Annotated in this window: 21 protein-coding genes and 1 pseudogene; 11 read left to right on the top strand and 11 right to left on the bottom strand. The window is 42.5% G+C overall.

All coding sequences use genetic code 11. The features are described from left to right. Positions 1-75 precede the first annotated feature (75 nt). From M1E93_RS07750 to M1E93_RS07715, 8 genes and pseudogenes are all read left to right on the top strand, one after another. Positions 76-258 (top strand): hypothetical protein, encoded by a 183-nt coding sequence (locus tag M1E93_RS07750; protein ID WP_040133295.1) that lies wholly within the window; start codon positions 76-78, stop codon positions 256-258. Positions 259-587: 329 nt separating this feature from the next. Next, the gene (locus M1E93_RS07745; RefSeq protein ID WP_104873578.1) at positions 588-962 is read left to right on the top strand and encodes a hypothetical protein; all 375 of its coding nucleotides are present in this window, start codon (positions 588-590) and stop codon (positions 960-962) included. A gap of 249 nt (positions 963-1,211) precedes the next feature. Then, a pseudogene (locus M1E93_RS07740) lies at positions 1,212-2,017 on the top strand (IS5 family transposase). A gap of 206 nt (positions 2,018-2,223) precedes the next feature. Further along, the gene (locus M1E93_RS07735; protein WP_239543063.1) at positions 2,224-2,544 is read left to right on the top strand and encodes a hypothetical protein; all 321 of its coding nucleotides are present in this window, start codon (positions 2,224-2,226) and stop codon (positions 2,542-2,544) included. Beyond that, positions 2,544-2,690 carry a hypothetical protein gene (locus M1E93_RS07730; protein WP_232626190.1) on the top strand — a complete coding sequence of 49 codons (147 nt, stop codon included), beginning with the start codon at positions 2,544-2,546 and terminating at the stop codon, positions 2,688-2,690. Before M1E93_RS07735 ends, M1E93_RS07730 begins: the two co-directional genes overlap by 1 nt. 251 nt (positions 2,691-2,941) lie before the next feature. Next, positions 2,942-3,736, top strand: a complete 795-nt coding sequence (locus tag M1E93_RS07725) for a hypothetical protein (RefSeq protein WP_104873580.1) — start codon at positions 2,942-2,944, stop codon at positions 3,734-3,736. 121 nt (positions 3,737-3,857) lie between these two features. After that, positions 3,858-4,151 carry a DUF1240 domain-containing protein gene (locus M1E93_RS07720; RefSeq protein ID WP_174822185.1) on the top strand — a complete coding sequence of 98 codons (294 nt, stop codon included), beginning with the start codon at positions 3,858-3,860 and terminating at the stop codon, positions 4,149-4,151. Between the two features lie 161 nt (positions 4,152-4,312). Continuing rightward, entirely contained in the window at positions 4,313-4,708 is a 396-nt protein-coding gene (locus tag M1E93_RS07715; RefSeq protein ID WP_426207252.1) for a hypothetical protein, read from the top strand. Here the strand turns inward: M1E93_RS07715 and M1E93_RS07710 are convergent. Beyond that, positions 4,705-5,652, bottom strand: a complete 948-nt coding sequence (locus M1E93_RS07710; protein WP_140035165.1) for an IS30 family transposase — start codon at positions 5,650-5,652, stop codon at positions 4,705-4,707. The genes M1E93_RS07715 and M1E93_RS07710 overlap by 4 nt on opposite strands. Positions 5,653-5,789: 137 nt before the next feature. Between M1E93_RS07710 and M1E93_RS07705 the strand changes: the two genes are divergently transcribed. Continuing rightward, positions 5,790-5,936: a hypothetical protein gene (locus M1E93_RS07705; protein ID WP_426207251.1), complete on the top strand. Its 147-nt coding sequence runs from the start codon at positions 5,790-5,792 to the stop codon at positions 5,934-5,936. A gap of 138 nt (positions 5,937-6,074) precedes the next feature. On the opposite strand, the gene purF is transcribed toward M1E93_RS07705, so the two are convergent. The 10 genes from purF to M1E93_RS07655 all read right to left on the bottom strand — a co-directional run bounded on the left by purF (position 6,075) and on the right by M1E93_RS07655 (position 16,196). Then, entirely contained in the window at positions 6,075-7,592 is a 1,518-nt protein-coding gene (gene purF / locus M1E93_RS07700) for an amidophosphoribosyltransferase (RefSeq protein WP_036940930.1), read from the bottom strand. A 14-nt stretch (positions 7,593-7,606) separates the two neighbouring features. Continuing rightward, the gene (cvpA, locus tag M1E93_RS07695) at positions 7,607-8,110 is read right to left on the bottom strand and encodes a colicin V production protein (protein WP_004921179.1); all 504 of its coding nucleotides are present in this window, start codon (positions 8,108-8,110) and stop codon (positions 7,607-7,609) included. A gap of 179 nt (positions 8,111-8,289) precedes the next feature. After that, positions 8,290-8,970 carry a cell division protein DedD gene (dedD, locus tag M1E93_RS07690; protein ID WP_004921181.1) on the bottom strand — a complete coding sequence of 227 codons (681 nt, stop codon included), beginning with the start codon at positions 8,968-8,970 and terminating at the stop codon, positions 8,290-8,292. Positions 8,971-8,975: 5 nt separating this feature from the next. Further along, the gene (gene folC, locus M1E93_RS07685; RefSeq protein ID WP_183124486.1) at positions 8,976-10,265 is read right to left on the bottom strand and encodes a bifunctional tetrahydrofolate synthase/dihydrofolate synthase; all 1,290 of its coding nucleotides are present in this window, start codon (positions 10,263-10,265) and stop codon (positions 8,976-8,978) included. Then, positions 10,258-11,241 carry an acetyl-CoA carboxylase, carboxyltransferase subunit beta gene (gene accD / locus M1E93_RS07680; protein WP_036943936.1) on the bottom strand — a complete coding sequence of 328 codons (984 nt, stop codon included), beginning with the start codon at positions 11,239-11,241 and terminating at the stop codon, positions 10,258-10,260. The genes folC and accD overlap by 8 nt, the downstream gene beginning before the upstream one ends. 159 nt (positions 11,242-11,400) lie before the next feature. Beyond that, positions 11,401-12,087: a DedA family protein gene (locus M1E93_RS07675; protein WP_036943938.1), complete on the bottom strand. Its 687-nt coding sequence runs from the start codon at positions 12,085-12,087 to the stop codon at positions 11,401-11,403. Between the two features lie 128 nt (positions 12,088-12,215). Continuing rightward, positions 12,216-13,031: a tRNA pseudouridine(38-40) synthase TruA gene (truA, locus tag M1E93_RS07670; RefSeq protein ID WP_004921188.1), complete on the bottom strand. Its 816-nt coding sequence runs from the start codon at positions 13,029-13,031 to the stop codon at positions 12,216-12,218. Beyond that, positions 13,031-14,041, bottom strand: coding sequence for an aspartate-semialdehyde dehydrogenase (locus M1E93_RS07665; protein ID WP_014656277.1), 1,011 nt, complete (start codon positions 14,039-14,041; stop codon positions 13,031-13,033). The genes truA and M1E93_RS07665 overlap by 1 nt, the downstream gene beginning before the upstream one ends. 100 nt (positions 14,042-14,141) lie before the next feature. Further along, positions 14,142-15,272, bottom strand: coding sequence for a 4-phosphoerythronate dehydrogenase PdxB (pdxB, locus tag M1E93_RS07660; RefSeq protein ID WP_040133500.1), 1,131 nt, complete (start codon positions 15,270-15,272; stop codon positions 14,142-14,144). Positions 15,273-15,404: 132 nt separating this feature from the next. Further along, on the bottom strand, positions 15,405-16,196 hold the full coding sequence (locus tag M1E93_RS07655) for an AraC family transcriptional regulator (RefSeq protein WP_004921194.1): 792 nt from the start codon (positions 16,194-16,196) through the stop codon (positions 15,405-15,407). 99 nt (positions 16,197-16,295) lie between these two features. On the opposite strand from M1E93_RS07655, the gene M1E93_RS07650 reads away from it, so the two are divergent. Together M1E93_RS07650 and M1E93_RS07645 are read left to right on the top strand one after the other, a co-directional pair. Then, a complete protein-coding gene (locus M1E93_RS07650) occupies positions 16,296-17,225 on the top strand; it encodes a DMT family transporter (protein WP_014656279.1) in 930 nt (309 codons plus the stop codon). 393 nt (positions 17,226-17,618) lie between these two features. Then, positions 17,619-18,023, top strand: a complete 405-nt coding sequence (locus tag M1E93_RS07645) for an SEL1-like repeat protein (RefSeq protein ID WP_426207250.1) — start codon at positions 17,619-17,621, stop codon at positions 18,021-18,023. Positions 18,024-18,061 lie beyond the last annotated feature (38 nt).

The following is an 18,061-nucleotide window of genomic DNA, read 5'->3' as shown; positions in this document are numbered from 1 at the left end:
GGCAAATCTAATAAAGCAAATCAACAAACAGTAATTTATGAGGTTCTGAAAGTTTTTGGTAGGAAAAAATGATTCATGAACCTAGATATTAAAATTTTTAGTGGTGACAAGCAGCTTGTTCCTAAAAATGATAATGTAGAAGTAACTTTAAATGATGAGAGAAGATATTCATCAATTTTTTTCACTGTTAACAATATAATTTCTATATTGAAAAATTATAAGGAAACGGGAAAGTGCTGCCATGGTTTATATTTTTGAGCTTCTGATATAATTATTGTGGAAGTATTAACAAAAGATGTTATCAACAAAACCATTATAGGCTTAATTAACTGTGGTGAATTCTATTCTTGTTTTTCACTATTAAAGTATTAAATAATTTATAATATATGGCTGCAAAGAATTTTATCATCTTTCGGACTTATTAATAATTGTTTTATAATTCCCTTTCAATTGTAAACGTCTGGGGATTATTGACATTATACCTATAATAATACGTTTGGTCGTCGGTTAAGCAAAACCAAGACTGTAGATAACGAAATTGCAACTGTAAACTCGCGATTTCCACAACATAGCCCGAAAGCGATGGCATGGCACTACTTACGGCCGGAGACCAAATAGTGGAAGAAACATCGGTGTATGCAGATAGGATGGTAACCTATGATTCGGATATTCAGTGGCTCTACCAGCCGGAACACATCACGCCTACCGCGCGTTATCAGAGTGGCAAACCGCACTATATCACCGCCGACCATCAAGGAATGCTACGGGAGATATTTATCGAAGCGGGTCAGGCGAGCTGCGCTGGCTGGTTGAATACGTGGGGCACATCCAGTTTTGGCGGTTACAAGACAAGTCAGCAGATAATGACCCCAATTATACCCAGTGTCATTTTCGTTTTGCAGGCCTGTACGAAGATAGTGAGCCCAGCTTGTATTATCACCGCTTTCGGTACTAGAGGATAAGGGTACCGGGCAATATCGCTGCCCTGACCCAATAGGGCGACTGGGTAGGTTCAATCCGTATAGGTATGAGCATAATCCGACAGGGTTTATTGATCCGTTTGGGTTGAGTGGCACTTCAAAACTTGATGACGCTTCAGGGGAAAATAAAGCCCGATTCTTGGTTGACTCGAAAGGTCACATTTTAGATTTAGAACCTATCCCAAAAGGAATTGTCAGATAATACATAATGATAATTTATGAGGGCAACGTATGGTAGGTAATAAGTGGCAAATCAGTGATGAACTCTGGGAGAAAATGGCTCCTCTCATCCCGGAGCATAGAACTCAACACCCGCTGGGTACGCACCACAAGCGGGTTGATAATCGCGCTGCAATGAACGCCATTTTCTTCGTACTCAGGACGGGTTGCCAGTGGAATGCGCTAAATGCCACCGGTATATGCTCGTCAAGCTCTGCTCATCGCCGATTTCAGGAGTGGCGGGATGCTGGCGTATTTGAACGCTTCTGGCAAAACGGGTTGCTTGCTTGCGAACAGTTGGACGCTATTGACTGGTCGTGGCTGTCGATGGATGGTTGTATGACCAAATCACCGCTGGCAGGCTCAAAAAAACAGGCAAGAACCCAACAGACCGAGGGAAACGGGGCGTAAAGCGCAGTCTGATGACTGACGGGAACGGGCTTCCGCTTGCACTGGTTGTCGCTGGAGCAAATACGCACGACATAAAGCTGGTTGCGGATACGCTCGATGCCCTCCAGACGGGCAGACCGGGCAAGAGGCTCCGGTTGTGCATGGACAAAGGGTATGAAGCGGAATGGTTGGGAGCGTATCTGAAAAGTCGTCGCTATGAACCTCATATCCAGTCACGGAAGGATGAATCAGAAGCCATCAAAAACACGGATTTTAAGGCCCACCGCTGGGTTGTAGAGAGAACACACAGTTGGATGAATCGCTACCGTCGTGTCCTGACTCGTTGGGAGAAGAAGGTCGAGAATTATGAGGCAATGCTGCATCTTGCCTGTGCCATCATTGTCTGGAATAAAATCCTATTGGGATAGGTTCTTAGATTATTTTAGAAATTTAAAATTTGATGGTCAGGTAATTAGTCGTAATAAGTTACCAACTATGGGAGAACCAGGTACTTACTCTAAAACTACGGGAGGTCATGTAATTGTTTTTGACCCTGATGGGCGAAGGATGGCTAATATATCTAAAGAAAGAATTAAAAAATACCTGATGAAATAAAAAAATTATTGGAGTAAAAATGAAAAAATATCCGAGCATAGTATCTAATGATCTCATTGCTATATTTCCTACACCTTTTCCACTTGATTATAGTTTGCCTAATTTTGTTTCAAACTGTGTTGGGTTAGAATCTATTCTCGCATGTGCTGGCCTGTTTTGCCCTGAAATTATTGAAATTGATGGTGTTATATACAGATGTGAGAACAATAATGGAAAAATAGAGCCATATGATGGTTATGGTAAGGATAAAAGAACATTAGAAATGGTCAATAATGTTTTTTCATTTAACGACTTTTTTTATCGACAATTACCGATGCGGCCAGCGATAACGAAGTTTTAATGACCGAATTTAGTAATGTTCTTAAATATTTTTGGGGAATTAGATTAAAAAGCCTTTATCCTAATAAAACATTTGAATTTATTATTACAGATGATGGCCTATATGGTGAAGAAGGTTTTTGCATGACCTTTTATGAAGTTGAATAGTACTAATTACTTGGAATTTCTTGGATTACACCGTCGAAAGAAGCCTAACCTAAGCAAACTTAGTTAGATTAACCCGCTAAGAAACCATGCCCCAATAACCCATCATGGAGAAAAGCAAAGACAAAATGATGTTGTCGCTTCGCTCCGTTTTGGTGAGTACCACATTGGGGCATTAGCTGTTTTATTGTCGAATATACAGCGTCATTAATGCTATAGTTCTCTCCCATAACCTAAATTAAAGAAAAAACCACATGGCGTATAAATACGACCCTATATCAAAAACACTCATTGATGCGGACGCAAAATTTAGTTTCGAAGAAACACCTAATGATGATAATGTCACAGCAGTTATCACTATTGAAGAAACTGATTATATTTTAAAAAATCTATCGACTCCAACCCCTTTCAAAGATCCGAAAGAAACACTATTTGGCATTGGAGATATAATATCTTCATTTTCAGAAAATATTTATGAAGCCTACAGAATAAACAGAATTGTTAACGAGTTTGAGAATCTCAATATCAGAGCAACTCAATATACAGGGCCAAACGATAATGTTTATATTCGCCTATCAGGCCATGCTGGAATAAGAGCATACTTAAATGGAACTCGTTATTTAGTCAACAACCCTCGTATTTTATACATGGGAGTAGGCACTCAAGGCATGAATAATATCTCTGTAGGCGCAGCTCGCTTTGCGATAGTTTTCTCAGCAGCTTATAGAACTATTGAATTAATATTCAAGAATGAATATACCTTGGTTGATTTTTTTGTGAATATACCCATGGACATGGCAAAGCTAGCTATCAGCACTCAAATAACGACAGCCATAACTGGAGGTTTAGCTACTGCTGCTTTAACGACTGGAACAAGTGTCATACTTGTAGCTTTAGAGGTGTTTGCTGTAGGTGTATCTGTAGGGATACTATTGTACTGGTTAGATAATAAATTCCAAATTAGTACAACTATCATTAAAGGCTTAAAAACTCACAGAGCAAGAAAACCAGAAACACCTTACCATCCAGACCAATTTTTTACTCTGTAGGGGAGATTCAGTCGTGGTTAAATTAGAGCCCACAAAGTTAATCTTATCATCTATAGCGCTTTTACTTTTAGCAATCTTCGGGATCTATCTATCAACAACATATTATATTGATTACTTTCAAATGAAGCCTAGAATTCTATTCTCATTTCAAACAGGGTTCCTGTGTTTTTCAGCTCCTTTGATACTATATTTTTCATATTATAGTTTTATATTGGGATATAAAAAAGAACTACAAAAAATGAATAATAGGATAGCTGGATTTTTCGCTGTTATCTTTATAATAGGCATAGTGTTTAGCTTTTTCTTTTCGACCTATGTCAGTATTGATTTAACCTCAAAAGGCTACTACACATGCTACAAATCATCTATTTTCGCACCAAATGAATACGTTATATCAAAAGATATGTGTAAGTAGCACATATCTTTTGATGCTAAAAACTACTTAACCATCTCACTATTAATAGTGTAGCTTGATGTATTCGCCATGTTGATTTTGCTCAATACGCAATTCCTGTACTAAGCACTCCCCATATTAGTAGTGGTGATGTATGGCATACAAAATAAAGAGGATTCATTGTGTTGCTAACATTAGAAGAAATACGTGAGCAATTGGATAATAAATTTTCTCCATTAGGTAGTGATTTTGATGATTTAAGGTTATTGAAACGTGATCAGCCATTATTGAATCTTAAGTCATCAGAAGAACTCCTTAATATTACATTCCCTGATAAATTTTCTTCATTTTTAGATAGCTACAATTTAGATAATTTTTCGCTATGTAATATCTCATTCGGTAATGGCTCTGATTACCTTAATATGTTAGTTAGCATAAATGATAGAGATAATGTTAATAAATGGTGGACTGGAAAAAATAGACCTGCTGAATTTATTGTTATAGCAATATCCGATCCTTATACCATAATTTTAAATGTTAATACAGGTGGCGGATTCAAGTCCGAAGTGCAACGCTAAGCCGCCTTTCTTAGCTCCGCAAACACCACCGAAGGTTGTCTGAACCCCAGACACTTGCGTGGCCTGCTGTTCAACGCTCCCTGATAGCGTTGTAAGTCTTCTTCTGTCACTGTCCGCAGGTCTGTTCCTTTCGGGATAAACTGTCTTAACAACCCATTCGTATTCTCGTTCAGCCCACGCTCATGCGAGGCATACGGATGGGCAAAGTACGTATCTGCGTTCAGTGCTTCTGCTATCGCCTTGTGCTCACTAAACTCTAGACCGTTATCGAACGTTATTGTGTGACATACATCCTGATACTCACTCAGCAGTGAGATAATGGCCTTACTGACTTCCACCGCATCCTTTGAAAACACCTTTTTTGTCAGGTAAATACGGCTTTTGCGTTCTGCCAGTGTCACGATAGCACCAGTGCCCTGTTTACCCTGCACCAAATCGGCCTCCCAGTCCCCCAGACGGCTACGGTCATCGACGACTGACGGCCGTAGCTCAATGGATACCGCATCAGGGATGCGCCCTCGTTTCTGCCCGTAGCCCTTACGATATCGCCGTTTGCCCTGCCTAAGATGCCTGTACAACTCGCCACCGCTACGCTTATCCGCATAGATATACTGGTAAATCCATTCATGGCTGACGCTAAGACCAATAATGCTGCCAATTGCACTTATTTGCTCAGGACTCCACTTCCACTCCAGAGCAAATATCACGAAATCTATGGTCTGCTGAGGAATTGTCCTTTTGGCAGATGACAGCCGCCTATCACAGCACTTCTGGTGTGCCTGTTGTGGGTTATAACCAGTATCTGAAGTGTTACGCCTCAGTTCACGGGAGACCGTGGACTTGCTTACACCGATACGGATACCTATCTCATGGCAGGATAAATTATCCTCACGCAGTATCGATATCTGGTATCGTTGTCCTTCGGTTAGTTGCTGATACTTCATACTTACTCGCTCATCTTTGGTCGGAAGAGCAGGATAGCTTATCAGTAGCTAACCGTCCTTCCATCTAACATGACCGAGCGTTGCACTTATTATCTGAATTCGCGGGTGAGGTTTTTTCTATGACAAATGAGTCATCAATGGATGACTTTGAACAAATTGCATCTGATTTTATATTATTTTTTAGGGGGCTTGGTACTCTTTTTATAAATAAAGAATCACCAATGACTATAGCAAAATTAGTTTCATCTCAATCTATTGAATTTTGGGATGAATTATCCAATTAATAGAATAAATCATAACCATCCGCATAGAGGGCTGCCTTTTATATAGAAGTCTTTCACATGATGTGAGAGACTTTTATTGTGCATAGAAAAACGCCAGCAATCATCTCGCTGGCATTCTTAATATGTATAAAGAAATGATTAACCTTCGTTATAAATTTCTAGGTTCTCAATTTCATTTTGATCTTTAATTTTTAATTCATCGTCTTTACGGAGATTTTCTAAATAATCTAAATAAGTTTGATCAATATCTTTTGTGACATAGATACCATCAAATACAGAGCACTCGAACTCATTAATTTCTGGATTCTCTTCACGAACGGCATCAACCAAGTCATTCAGATCTTGGAAAATTAATCCATCTGCCCCAATCAGTTTACGAATTTCATCGACTTCACGCCCATGGGCGATCAATTCATTCGCGTTCGGCATATCAATGCCATACACATTTGGGAAGCGCACTTCTGGTGCAGCGGAAGCAAAATAGACGTTTTTCGCGCCAGCTTCACGAGCGAGTTCGACAATCTGCTCTGAGGTCGTGCCACGCACGATAGAGTCATCCACTAACAATACGTTTTTATCACGAAACTCTGCACGATTTGCATTGAGCTTACGACGCACCGACTTACGACGCTCCTGCTGGCCTGGCATGATAAAGGTGCGCCCCACATAGCGATTTTTGACAAATCCTTGGCGATATGGTTTATCTAATATGTGGGCAATTTCTAGGGCGATATCGCAAGAGGTTTCTGGAATTGGAATAACCACATCAATTTGCAGATCTTCCCATTCACGGGCAATTTTAGCACCTAATTTCTGCCCCATACGTAGTCTCGCATTGTAAACCGAGATCTTATCAATAAAAGAGTCTGGACGAGCAAAATAGACGTATTCAAATAAACAAGGCGTTAATTGTGGGTTTTCTGCACATTGGCGAGTATACAACTGCCCCTGCTCTGTCACATAAACCGCTTCACCGGGTGCGACATCACGTAAGAATTCAAAGCCTAACGTATCCAACGCAACACTTTCTGAAGCGACCATGTACTCTTGTGCGCCGTTTTCTAATATGCGGCGCCCCAAGACCAATGGCCGGATACCATAAGGGTCACGAAACGCCAACATACCGTGCCCAATAATCAATGCAACACATGCGTATGCGCCACGCAACCTTTTATGCATTGCCGCAACCGCCGTAAACACATTGTCTGGCTCTAACGGAAAGTGGTCAAAACGGTCTAATTCATAAGCCAAGATGTTCAACAAAATCTCAGAGTCGGAGGTTGTGTTGACATGGCGGCGGGCGGTTTCAAATAAACGGCGCGTTAATTCATGCGCATTTGTCAGATTACCATTATGAGCAAGGGTGATACCAAAAGGTGAATTCACATAGAAGGGCTGCGCTTCTGATGCACTCGAACTACCTGCGGTTGGGTAACGGACATGACCGATCCCCATATTACCTTGTAGTCGGAGCATGTGCCGCGTTTCAAAGACATCTTTGACGAGGCCATTCGCTTTACGTAAGCGAATATTATTTTTGCCATCAATGGTAGCAATCCCTGCTGCATCTTGCCCACGGTGCTGAAGCACCGTCAAAGCATCATAAATTGATTGGTTAACCGGCGTAACACCGGCGATACCGACAATACCGCACATTTAGTCTTTCCTCATCAGCCAGACGGAGAAATATTCTCCGGTAGGAAACTTGACGCATTTTGCAGGTAGTCAAAGAACCACCTGATTATATGACTGAACTGCGGAATAAGTTCCGAACGTTGCCAATCCTCACTTTGAGGTAGAGGCGTAAAAGTATCGAGAAAAAAGAGTAATGCCGATACAATCAATACCCCACGCAACGCTCCGAAGCAGATCCCCAGAACACGATCTGTACCCGATAAGCCAGTCTTTTGAACCAGAGAACTAATGACATAGTTCACAACAGCACCGACAATTAATGTCGCAATAAATAATGCTGCAATGGCGATACCATTTCGTACCAGTATATCCTCAAAGCGCGTAAAGTATTCCGCCAAGTAAGGATAAAATGTACTAGCCACAAAAAAAGCACAACCCCATGTGATTAGTGACAACGCCTCTCGAACAAACCCACGGATCAGGCTTACCAATGCCGAGAAGCCAATGATGGCAATAATTGCGTAATCTAACCAGACCATATCTTATTCCAAAATTCGCACCCACGGCAGTGGCTGGAGTGCATTCTAACAGAAAACGAAAACGTTTGCGTAACCAATTTACATACAATTTAAAAAAACCAGCGGCGAAAAGAAAAATTCATCTTCGCCGCTGTAATTGATTAAAAGCTCAGGCTTTTTGTGATATTCCTATTTTAATATCATGGCTTAAAAGCCCTAATCTCTCCCTGTAGCCCCGTGATTGAACGTAGCTCAGGCAGTGCGCCTTCTAACAATTGCCTTGAAGCTTCTGGTCCGACAAAAATTCGCGTCAGTTGCCCATTGACTGGCCGTGAAGGTACGGTATAAACCTGATACCCTGACAACCTCAATTTTGCGACAATTTCCTCAACTTTTGCTGCATTTTTCAACGCCCCAAGCTGTACCACAAAAGCTTTACCTTGTGGGGCCTGTACTTCTGGCTTAGGCTCAGGTTTTGGCTTCGGCTCTACTTTAACCTCAGGTTTTGGCGTTGGTTTAGGTTCAGGCTTTGGCTCCACCTGTTTAGGTGCCTCAGCAGGGATATTCGGCACCTCTTGAGGTTGAGAGGCAGAATTTGCAGCGGCTTGTTGCTCACGCTGTCGCTGTTGCTCCTCCTGCTTCTGCTCGGAAATCGCTTCTGACAGCATAGCCTCAGAAGCTTGGCCTGACGCCGGATTTTGTGCCAGCGGTGCAATAGCTTCGATATCCTGTTCATCACCAGGTTTAGGAATAATAGGAATGGCCGCAAATTCATTTTCATTATATTTCTTATCGCCATCAAGTAGCGCAGGCAATACAATGACCCCCGCCGCGATTAAAACAATGGCACCGACAAGACGATTCTGAAATTTACTCGCCACCGATTTTATCCTTTTGAATTTTCTAACAACATCATTACGTGAGCGACCGTATGGAATGAGCCACAAACAACAATGATGTCGTTATCTGTTGCATCAAGGCACGCTTTTTGCCACGCGTCATCGACTGAATCAAATACTTGTGGTGAATCAAGATATTGACTCAACTGCGAGGCAGGCGCCCCACGAAACTCAGTAAGAGGAGCCACATACCAATCCGTCACTTGCTCTGATAAACAGGTGAGTGTACCTTGAATATCTTTATCTCCAAGCATTCCCACCACGGCTCTGACACGACGCCCTTCCACAGCAGGCAGTTGTGCTAAGCGGTTTATCAAATATCCAGCAGCGTGCGGGTTATGCGCGACATCCAAAATCATTAATGGCTTTTCACCAATAATTTGGAAGCGCCCCGGTAACTGAGCCGATCGCAAGCCGTCATGAATTGCCTGATCAGTGATTTTAGTCGCAAGTTGGCTATCAATCTCTTTAAGGCAACATATCACCCCCAATGCGGTCGCTGCATTTGCTAACGGCACATTAGGTAGTGGTAAATTCAGCCATTGGCATTGACGACTCTGCCATGCCCAACAATCTTGCTGTTGTTCAAATGACCAATCTTTATCCCGACGAAACAGCAACGCACCGATATTTTCGGCATGTTGACCAATTGACTGAGGCATATCAGGTTCACCGACAACCGCATAGCGACCACCGCGGAATATACCCGCTTTCTCAAAACCGATATGTTCCCTATCTGACCCTAACCAATCGGTATGGTCGAGTGCAATACTGGTCACCGCCGCGACATCTGCATCGACGATATTCGTCGCATCCAAGCGACCACCTAAACCCACTTCAAGGATCACGACATCCAATGAGGCTTGCTTAAATAACGTTAATGCCGCCAGCGTGCCATATTCAAAATAGGTTAAAGAGATATCGCCTCGCTCTTGTTCAATCTCGGCAAAGGCACGGCAAAAGTCGGACTCGGCCAATTCCGAACCTTGGATACGAACACGTTCCGTATAACGAACAAGGTGTGGTGAGCTGTAAACACCGACTTTCAGACCGGCAGCCATCAAAATAGATTCAATCGTATGGCAGGTTGTACCTTTACCATTAGTACCACCGACGGTAATGACGCGAGGTGCGGGTTGTGTTAAACCCATTTTGCGGGCGACTAAGCCAACTCGCTCTAGCCCCATATCAATATTTTGGCTGTGCAAGTTTGTCTGATAAGAGAGCCAAGCCTCCAGCGGAGACTCGGCATTAGGGATTGTAAACTGATTATTCATCATCTTTTTTATGCTTAGCAGAGTCCTTTACTTGCTCAGGAGCATCGATGACAGCATCGTCACTGGCGATATCGATTTTCACATCCTCTTCTTCGACGACTAATGTATCTTCAGTGGTATTAAAACTTGGCTTGTTAGTCAACATTGCCAATACATCTGCCAAGGTATCACGCATTTCAGGGCGACGAACAATCATATCAATCGCCCCTTTTTCCAGTAAGAACTCACTACGCTGGAAGCCTTGAGGTAGCTTTTCACGCACAGTTTGCTCGATAACGCGAGGACCTGCAAAACCGATCAGCGCTTTTGGTTCAGCCACGTTGATATCACCTAGCATCGCCAAACTTGCAGAAACCCCCCCCATGGTTGGGTCAGTTAACACAGAAATGTAAGGTAACCCACGCTCTTGCATTTTGGCCAATGCCGCGCTGGTTTTTGCCATTTGCATCAGTGATAACAGCGCTTCTTGCATACGCGCACCGCCACTAGCAGAGAAACAAACCAATGGGCAGTTATCTTCTAGAGCTTGTTCAACCGCACGCACAAAACGTGCACCTACCACGGAAGCCATAGAGCCTCCCATGAAAGAGAACTCAAAAGCCGCCACGACAACTGGCATCCCTTTTAACGTTCCTTTCATTACGACGATAGCATCTTTTTCACCGGTCTCTTTTTGAGCCGCTGAGAGTCTATCTTTATATTTTTTGGAATCACGGAACTTCAGCGCATCTTTTGGCTCAAGCTCACTGCCTAATTCTGTTGTCGAGTTTTCATCGAGGAAAGCTTCAAGACGCTGGCGTGCATGAATACGCATGTGATGATCACATTTAGGGCATACTTGTAAGTTACGCTCTAATTCAGCCCCATAGAGGACTTGCCCACAGCTATCACATTTTGTCCAAACACCCTCTGGGATGTTGACTTTGTTTGATTGGGTCAAGTTACCTTTTTTTAATATTTTTTCAATCCAGCTCATTAATGGACCTTTTCGTCTGATTGATCTCTGACTTTCCTTAGCGAATTCAAGCAACAAAAATAATTGCCACATCAACTCACTCAGGTAAAACGCCAGTATGTAATTTTGTGCCATTAAACCACAATGGTACACCACTGTGGATAAAAACTTTTAAATCCGTTATGGATTATCACTTTTTTCAACCGCAACACGTTTTTCTTTCGCGGCTGCACGACGATGACGAATCACTTCGATCACCCCCGGAAGAATTGAAATAAAGATAATTGCCACTATCAATAATTTCAAATTCTGTTGTATAACGGGTAGATCACCAAACAGATAACCTGCATAAGTGAATGACAGTACCCATAATAACGCCCCTGTCACATTATAAAAGGCGAAATGACGATAAGACATTTTGCCCATTCCCGCAACAAATGGCGCAAATGTTCTAACAATCGGCACAAAACGAGCCAAAATAATTGCTTTACCACCATGCTTCTCATAGAAAGCATGGGTTTTTTCCAGATAAACACGACGGAATATTTTTGAATCCGGGTTTTTAAACAGTTTATCGCCGAAAATACGCCCGATCGCATAATTAACAGCATCACCAAGAATAGCGGCTGTAATCATCAATGCGACCATTAAATGTACGTTTAAATCATTGCTATCTAACGCGGAAATAGCCCCTGCGACAAACAGCAGCGAATCTCCCGGCAAAAATGGGGTAACGACCAGCCCAGTTTCGCAAAACAAGATCAGAAATAAAATACCGTACACCCATACACCATACTCAGCAACTAACTCTGCTAGATGGACATCGATATGCAAAATAAAGTCGATAATAAAACTGATAAACTCCATACAAACCTCATTATCAATAGCATCCATGCTATACTCATGATACCTTCAATGACGGCACTGTTGACTCTGGACATCCACACAAGTCACCTAGCTGCTTCTGAAATTATTTAGAGTATATAAAATTAGATTCACATCAGTTCGTCCGCTAAGAACAACGGCCCCATCACATTCGACGGTAAAGCGAATTTTTCAGGATAATCAACGGATACTAAATACAAGCCATCAGCTTTGGCAGTTGCCGCAGCTTTCGTTCTGTCTTTTAGTTCGAGCAATTGTGCCATCCAATTAATATCCTGATTACCGCAGCCAATTTCTAGCAAACTTCCCACTATATTTCTGACCATATGGTGAACAAAAGCATTGGCTTTAATATCCACCACGACATAATTACCGTGACGTGTGACTTGCACATGCATCACATTACGCCAAGGTGTCCGCGACTGACACTGGACTGCTCTGAATGAGGTAAAATCATTTTCCCCCAACAGAGCTTGCGCCGCTTCATGCATCTTTTTTTCATCTAGTGGATAGTGAAAATGTGTCACTCCACTGGACAAAATCGCTGGCCGATAACGGTGATTAAAGATGACATAACGGTAACGGCGTGCTGTTGCACTAAACCTCGCATGAAACTCTTCATCGACAGGTTTACACCAACGTACCGCAATATCCTCTGGCAAATGGGTATTGACTCCCATTGTCCATGCGGCTTCTTTGCGGATCACAGGGGTATCAAAATGCACCACCTGCCCCGTTGCGTGAACCCCTGCATCCGTGCGACCTGCACAAAATACATTAATCGGATGATTCGCCACTTTTGACAAAGCGTCTTCAAGACAGCCTTGCACACTTTTCACTTCCTGTTGGCGCTGCCATCCATAATAACGACTCCCATTGTATTCGATGCCTAACGCAATGCGAGACAACTTTGTTGACTCTGACATCAGTAAAACAACTCCTGAGCCAGTTTTTCAGCCGTTTCCACTGCCATTAAAGCGCCACCGAAACGCACATTATCGGCCACCGACCAAAATTGCAAAATTTCAGGGATACCATAATCATTACGAATACAGCCAATACTTAAGCGATCATTACCCGATGCTTCAGTGACCTGAGTTGGATAATCACCTTCTTCTGAGACCTGAATATCATCAAAACGTTCCAGTTCATCTCGAGCTTCTTCTACTCCAACAGGACGCAATGTTTCGAGATACACCACTTGAGCATTGCCATAAAACACAGGCGATTGAATAAAACTCACCGCAACAGGTAGTCCATCGTCTTGTAAAACTTTTCTGACTTGTTCAACTAAACGGCGTTCTTGCTGTACGCTGCCTTCCATATCTGCCAGCATAGGCAACATATTAAACGCCAATTGTTTACTAAAACGCCCTTCTTCCGCAGGAATACCGTTTAATAAGCGAGCACTCTGCCCCGCTAACTCATCAACAGCCGCTTTGCCATAGGAGGAAACAGACAACATGTTCGTTAAGGTGATACGGCCGATACCCGCCGCTTCAATCAATGGCTTCGTCGCACTAAGTAACTGACTTACATAACTATCCGCTAGTGCAATAATATTGCGGTTACGGTAATCAGCAAGCACATGAGGGTTCACGCTGGGAACAACTAAAGGTACGTCAGGTTCAAGCGCAAATACACCACTCGTATCAATCACGATGCACCCTTCTTGGGCGGCACGCTCTGCATAATATAAACTGGCTTCTTCCCCAGCGGCGAAAAACGCGATTTGAGCTTGTGACCAATCAAAATCGGTAGCGTCTTGAACTTGATAACTTTTATTATTAAAACGCAGGCTTTCTCCAGCGCTTCGTTCACTCGCCAATAGATGCAATTCGCCAACAGGGAACTCGCGTTCTTGTAATAATGCTAAAATAGCTTCACCGACAGCCCCGGTAGCTCCCAATAACGCAATATTCCAACCTTCAGTCATTGCTGTTTCTCCAAAAATATAACCATTAAATGAAATCATCTACGCGTCTTAATAAAAGGTTGATGTTACATTCACCAACCTTTATCGAGACACGCTGTGATCACTTAATTAAATGTGCATTAAAACCCAGTGCAGCAAGTTGAGATACCGTTTGTTCATCATCACAGTGCACTTCAAGAGAGGACCACTCACGGCGTTCTTGGTAGTGTTTACGTAATTTGTCAAATTCACCAGGGATTGCCGCTACTTCACGTAGAGCGGCATCATCGCGACGCACATCATACACCAGATGAACTAACCTTTTGAGTTGACTTTGCGTTAATTTACCGAGAAAAGTGATGGCGCTGATCTCCGGTTTCGGTAATAACGATGATAGCGCGATACGGTCCGGTTGACCTAAAAATTGGCAGTACGCTTCATAAACTTGAGTCGTACCGCGCGCTTTCCCTTCTAAGGTATAACCTGCGATATGCGGTGTGCCAATATCTACCCATTCTAATAATTCAGTGTCTAAATTAGGCTCTGGCTCCCAAACATCTAACACAACGCTCATGTTTTTGCCTTGCTTTAACAAAGACAATAGTGCTTGATTATCAACAACCTCACCACGACTCGCATTAATTAAAATCGTACCATCACGTAAGTTAGATAAGCGTTCAGCATCCATTAAATGATAGGTTTTATCTGCGCCATCCATATTCAATGGGGTATGGAACGTTAGGATATCCGCATCAGCTAACAAGGTTTCCAGCGGTAAAAACGCCCCTTGTTCCCCCTTTGCTTTACGAGGCGGGTCACATAAAAGCGTTTTCACTCCCCAAGCGGATAATCGGTTAGCGAGGCGTCCACCCACATTCCCGACACCAACAATACCGACCGTTTTATCACGCAAATCGAAATGGTCACGTTCAGCAAGCATCAATAAGGCCGAAAAAACATACTCAACCACCGCAATGGCATTACACCCCGGAGCCGAAGAAAAGGCGATATTGGCTTCCTTCAACCATGCCGTATCTACATGATCAAAACCTGCCGTGGCAGTACCAACAAATTTGACAGGCGTTTCACTTAATAGTGCTCGGTTAACTTTTGTTATCGAACGTACCATTAACGCATCTGCATCCAGAAGCTCAACTTCAGGTACTGGACGCCCAGGTACGGCTTTAACCTCACCCAGTTTGCTAAACAACTGCTGAGCATACGGCATATTTTCATCAACCAAAATTTTCACTTTATTCGCCCCAATCATGTCATTGTATGCTCAATGATCAACATACAAACTACTGTATGGTTGTTTCATTTTATGAGTGCTTATTTTGCCACGTTCCACGCACATTGCCTATGTGCGATTACTGTGATTTCACTATTCTTTCGCACGGAAACGGTCGGGAGTTACCCCTGAGATCTGTTGGAACATCGCAATAAATGCAGACGCTGAGCTATAGCCAACATCCAGTGCGACTTCATGTACGCTTTTCCCTCGTTCCAGTGCAGAAACGGCGTGCAAATAGCGTAAACGCTGACGCCATTCGCTAAACGACATTCCCAGCTCTTGCTGGCAACGACGCGACAATGTACGCTCTGAGGTGTAACTCCGTTTCGCCCAATCCGCAAGTGTGGTGTTATCGGAAGGGTCTTTTTGCAAAGACGCTAGGATTGGCGATAAGAATTTATCTTTGGTGATAGGCAGATACGTTTTTTGGCAAGGTGACACTGCAAATTGGTCAATCAGTACACTGGCTAATCGTATGTCCTCCTCCGTTTGTGGCTCGACGACCCCCCTTTGATAAAGATCGGCCATAATTGTTTGAAAGATAGGACTGAGCTTAATCACACCAGCACGGGATGATAATTTATCGCTAAAACGTTGCGCGAAATCGATAATACGAAATTTCACACTCTGCTTATTAAAGCTTGCATGCTGTGTATTTGCGGGGATCCAAACACAAAATTCCGGTGGTGCAAGGTAGTGTTTGCCTTCGACTTCCATTTCCATAATGCCACACACCACATATAACAATTGACCAAATGGATGGGAATGCGATTTGTACTCGCTTTGAGTATCAATTTGTTCATGGCGCAATGCAATGAATGCAGGTTCGATAATATTGCATTCATTAATCAGCCATGTTGGTGATTTTTGATCTTGTTGCATAAATGTTGTCTGAAAACCGTTATCGAATGTCTGGATATCAGTATATATAAAAAATCTGACAACGGTATACTAACGCCACTCATTAGGGAGAAACTTTTAATGAAAAATTTATTATTTCCGCTAATAGCGGTTTTACTTTGGTCAATGAATGCGATAGTGAATAAAGCCGCGGCAACCGCTATCGATCCCGCCGCAATATCCTTTTACCGTTGGGCATTAGCTCTGCTTGTCATGACTCCATTTGTGCTACGCTCTGTCTTGCGTCACTGGTCGATAGTCAGAAAACATTGGTGGCAACTCGCCATTTTAGGGGCGCTGGGTATGATGCTCTACCAAAGCTTAGCCTATTATGCCGCTCATTCTGTCAGTGCAACCTTTATGGGAATTATGAACTCCTTAATCCCATTATTAACCGTTGTCATCAGTATTTTTGTCCTGCGAGTGATCCCAACCGTTGGTATTTTTATCGGTACTCTGTTATCGCTGGCGGGTTTAACTTGGTTAGTCAGCCAAGGTAACCCTGCAACGCTCTTTTCCCAAGGATTAGGCACCGGTGAACTGTTGATGTTGATTGCCTCTGCCGCTTATGCCTTATATGGCGTCTTAACTAAGCGTTGGGCTATTCAATTATCAAGTTGGGATTCACTGTATGTACAAGTTTTCTTTGGCGTTATTTTATTAATTCCCAATTTCTTATTGGCAGATGACGTGTCGCTTAACCGTCACAACATTGGTCTTGTGGCCTTCGCGGGTATTGCAGCCTCTATCCTCGCACCTGCATTGTGGATCCAAGGGGTTATGCGCCTAGGCGCCAATACGACCTCGATTTTTATGAATTTAGCGCCAGTATTTACAGCAATCATCGCTATCTTTGCGCTCGGTGAAGAGCTGCAAAGCTACCATTTAATTGGTGGTGGCGTGGTATTATTAGGTGTTATGTTAGCACAGCAATTACGTACCCCTCTGACTCATCTTTTTAAGAGCAAGAAAAAAATTGAGCAGAAAAAAGATTGCTTAAACGACTCCTAGCAGTAAAATTAAGCTTCAAGCAATGCAATGTCGTAATCCATATGCCCCACACTTGTGGGGCTATGTTTTTTATTATGACCTATTAATTAGAATAGTTTGAACTAAATATAAATAAGCAAAACATTCCGTTTTGGACAAGTTATTCGCTAAGCAATTAATATTATCAGGAAAAGGAAATTTTTTATTCCACTGCCGTTAGATATCGTGCAAATCACGGCATGCTGGCTAAAACAACCTGACGCAATTTTTGCTTCAGGTTTTCCTGAAAAAGATCAGTTTATTCTTTAATACCCCAAGCGTTAACAACTGTAAACTAGCATTGGTAATATATAAGTAATCGCGTTTAAAATAATAGTACAACTTGATTTATGATGAATATGAAAAAGGATAACCATGCTCCCTAATATTAAGCCACTGATAACACCGACTGTGCTTTTAACTGCATTGATAAGCCTAAGTTTTATTCCATCAATAAGTCAGATATCACCACTATCACCTAGTTATGCATTTTCTCAATCCGATGCCCCCCAAAAGGATCTAATATCACTGACCGAAAGTGCCAATAATGACTTATCATCAACGGTTAATCTCCCTACTATTTTCTCAATGATTGTTGACGATCATTATGCAAAAAAAGCTTATTTACTGTATCAAATCTATAATGGTGACAAATATGGAAAAAGTTTAAAACCCGATCAATTGCAGGCTCAAAAATACCTTCAGCTAGCTGCCGAACTTGGGCATCAAGATGCATTAATCGAAATGATTGACCAATCAACCAACCGCGAATTCAGATAATAAGTGCAACGCTCGGTCATGTTAGATGGAAGGACGGT

Source organism: Providencia sp. PROV272, assembly GCF_049901975.1.
GTDB lineage: Bacteria > Pseudomonadota > Gammaproteobacteria > Enterobacterales > Enterobacteriaceae > Providencia > Providencia stuartii.
This window is presented reverse-complemented; position numbering and strand designations above follow the sequence as displayed.

What these genes read in the sequence shown, in the direction of transcription:
- truA (WP_004921188.1), bottom strand. Translation starts at nt 13,031, where the DNA reads ATGTCAGAGTCAACAAAGTTGTCTCGCATTGCGTTAGGCATCGAATAC.
- accD (WP_036943936.1), bottom strand. Translation starts at nt 11,241, where the DNA reads ATGAGCTGGATTGAAAAAATATTAAAAAAAGGTAACTTGACCCAATCA.
- M1E93_RS07735 (WP_239543063.1), top strand. Translation starts at nt 2,224, where the DNA reads ATGAAAAAATATCCGAGCATAGTATCTAATGATCTCATTGCTATATTT.
- M1E93_RS07675 (WP_036943938.1), bottom strand. Translation starts at nt 12,087, where the DNA reads ATGGAGTTTATCAGTTTTATTATCGACTTTATTTTGCATATCGATGTC.
- M1E93_RS07725 (WP_104873580.1), top strand. Translation starts at nt 2,942, where the DNA reads ATGGCGTATAAATACGACCCTATATCAAAAACACTCATTGATGCGGAC.
- M1E93_RS07650 (WP_014656279.1), top strand. Translation starts at nt 16,296, where the DNA reads ATGAAAAATTTATTATTTCCGCTAATAGCGGTTTTACTTTGGTCAATG.
- M1E93_RS07665 (WP_014656277.1), bottom strand. Translation starts at nt 14,041, where the DNA reads ATGACTGAAGGTTGGAATATTGCGTTATTGGGAGCTACCGGGGCTGTC.
- M1E93_RS07720 (WP_174822185.1), top strand. Translation starts at nt 3,858, where the DNA reads ATGAAGCCTAGAATTCTATTCTCATTTCAAACAGGGTTCCTGTGTTTT.
- folC (WP_183124486.1), bottom strand. Translation starts at nt 10,265, where the DNA reads ATGAATAATCAGTTTACAATCCCTAATGCCGAGTCTCCGCTGGAGGCT.
- M1E93_RS07705 (WP_426207251.1), top strand. Translation starts at nt 5,790, where the DNA reads ATGGATGACTTTGAACAAATTGCATCTGATTTTATATTATTTTTTAGG.
- M1E93_RS07645 (WP_426207250.1), top strand. Translation starts at nt 17,619, where the DNA reads ATGCTCCCTAATATTAAGCCACTGATAACACCGACTGTGCTTTTAACT.
- cvpA (WP_004921179.1), bottom strand. Translation starts at nt 8,110, where the DNA reads ATGGTCTGGTTAGATTACGCAATTATTGCCATCATTGGCTTCTCGGCA.
- M1E93_RS07730 (WP_232626190.1), top strand. Translation starts at nt 2,544, where the DNA reads ATGACCGAATTTAGTAATGTTCTTAAATATTTTTGGGGAATTAGATTA.
- M1E93_RS07750 (WP_040133295.1), top strand. Translation starts at nt 76, where the DNA reads ATGAACCTAGATATTAAAATTTTTAGTGGTGACAAGCAGCTTGTTCCT.
- purF (WP_036940930.1), bottom strand. Translation starts at nt 7,592, where the DNA reads ATGTGCGGTATTGTCGGTATCGCCGGTGTTACGCCGGTTAACCAATCA.
- M1E93_RS07655 (WP_004921194.1), bottom strand. Translation starts at nt 16,196, where the DNA reads ATGCAACAAGATCAAAAATCACCAACATGGCTGATTAATGAATGCAAT.
- M1E93_RS07745 (WP_104873578.1), top strand. Translation starts at nt 588, where the DNA reads ATGGCACTACTTACGGCCGGAGACCAAATAGTGGAAGAAACATCGGTG.
- M1E93_RS07710 (WP_140035165.1), bottom strand. Translation starts at nt 5,652, where the DNA reads ATGAAGTATCAGCAACTAACCGAAGGACAACGATACCAGATATCGATA.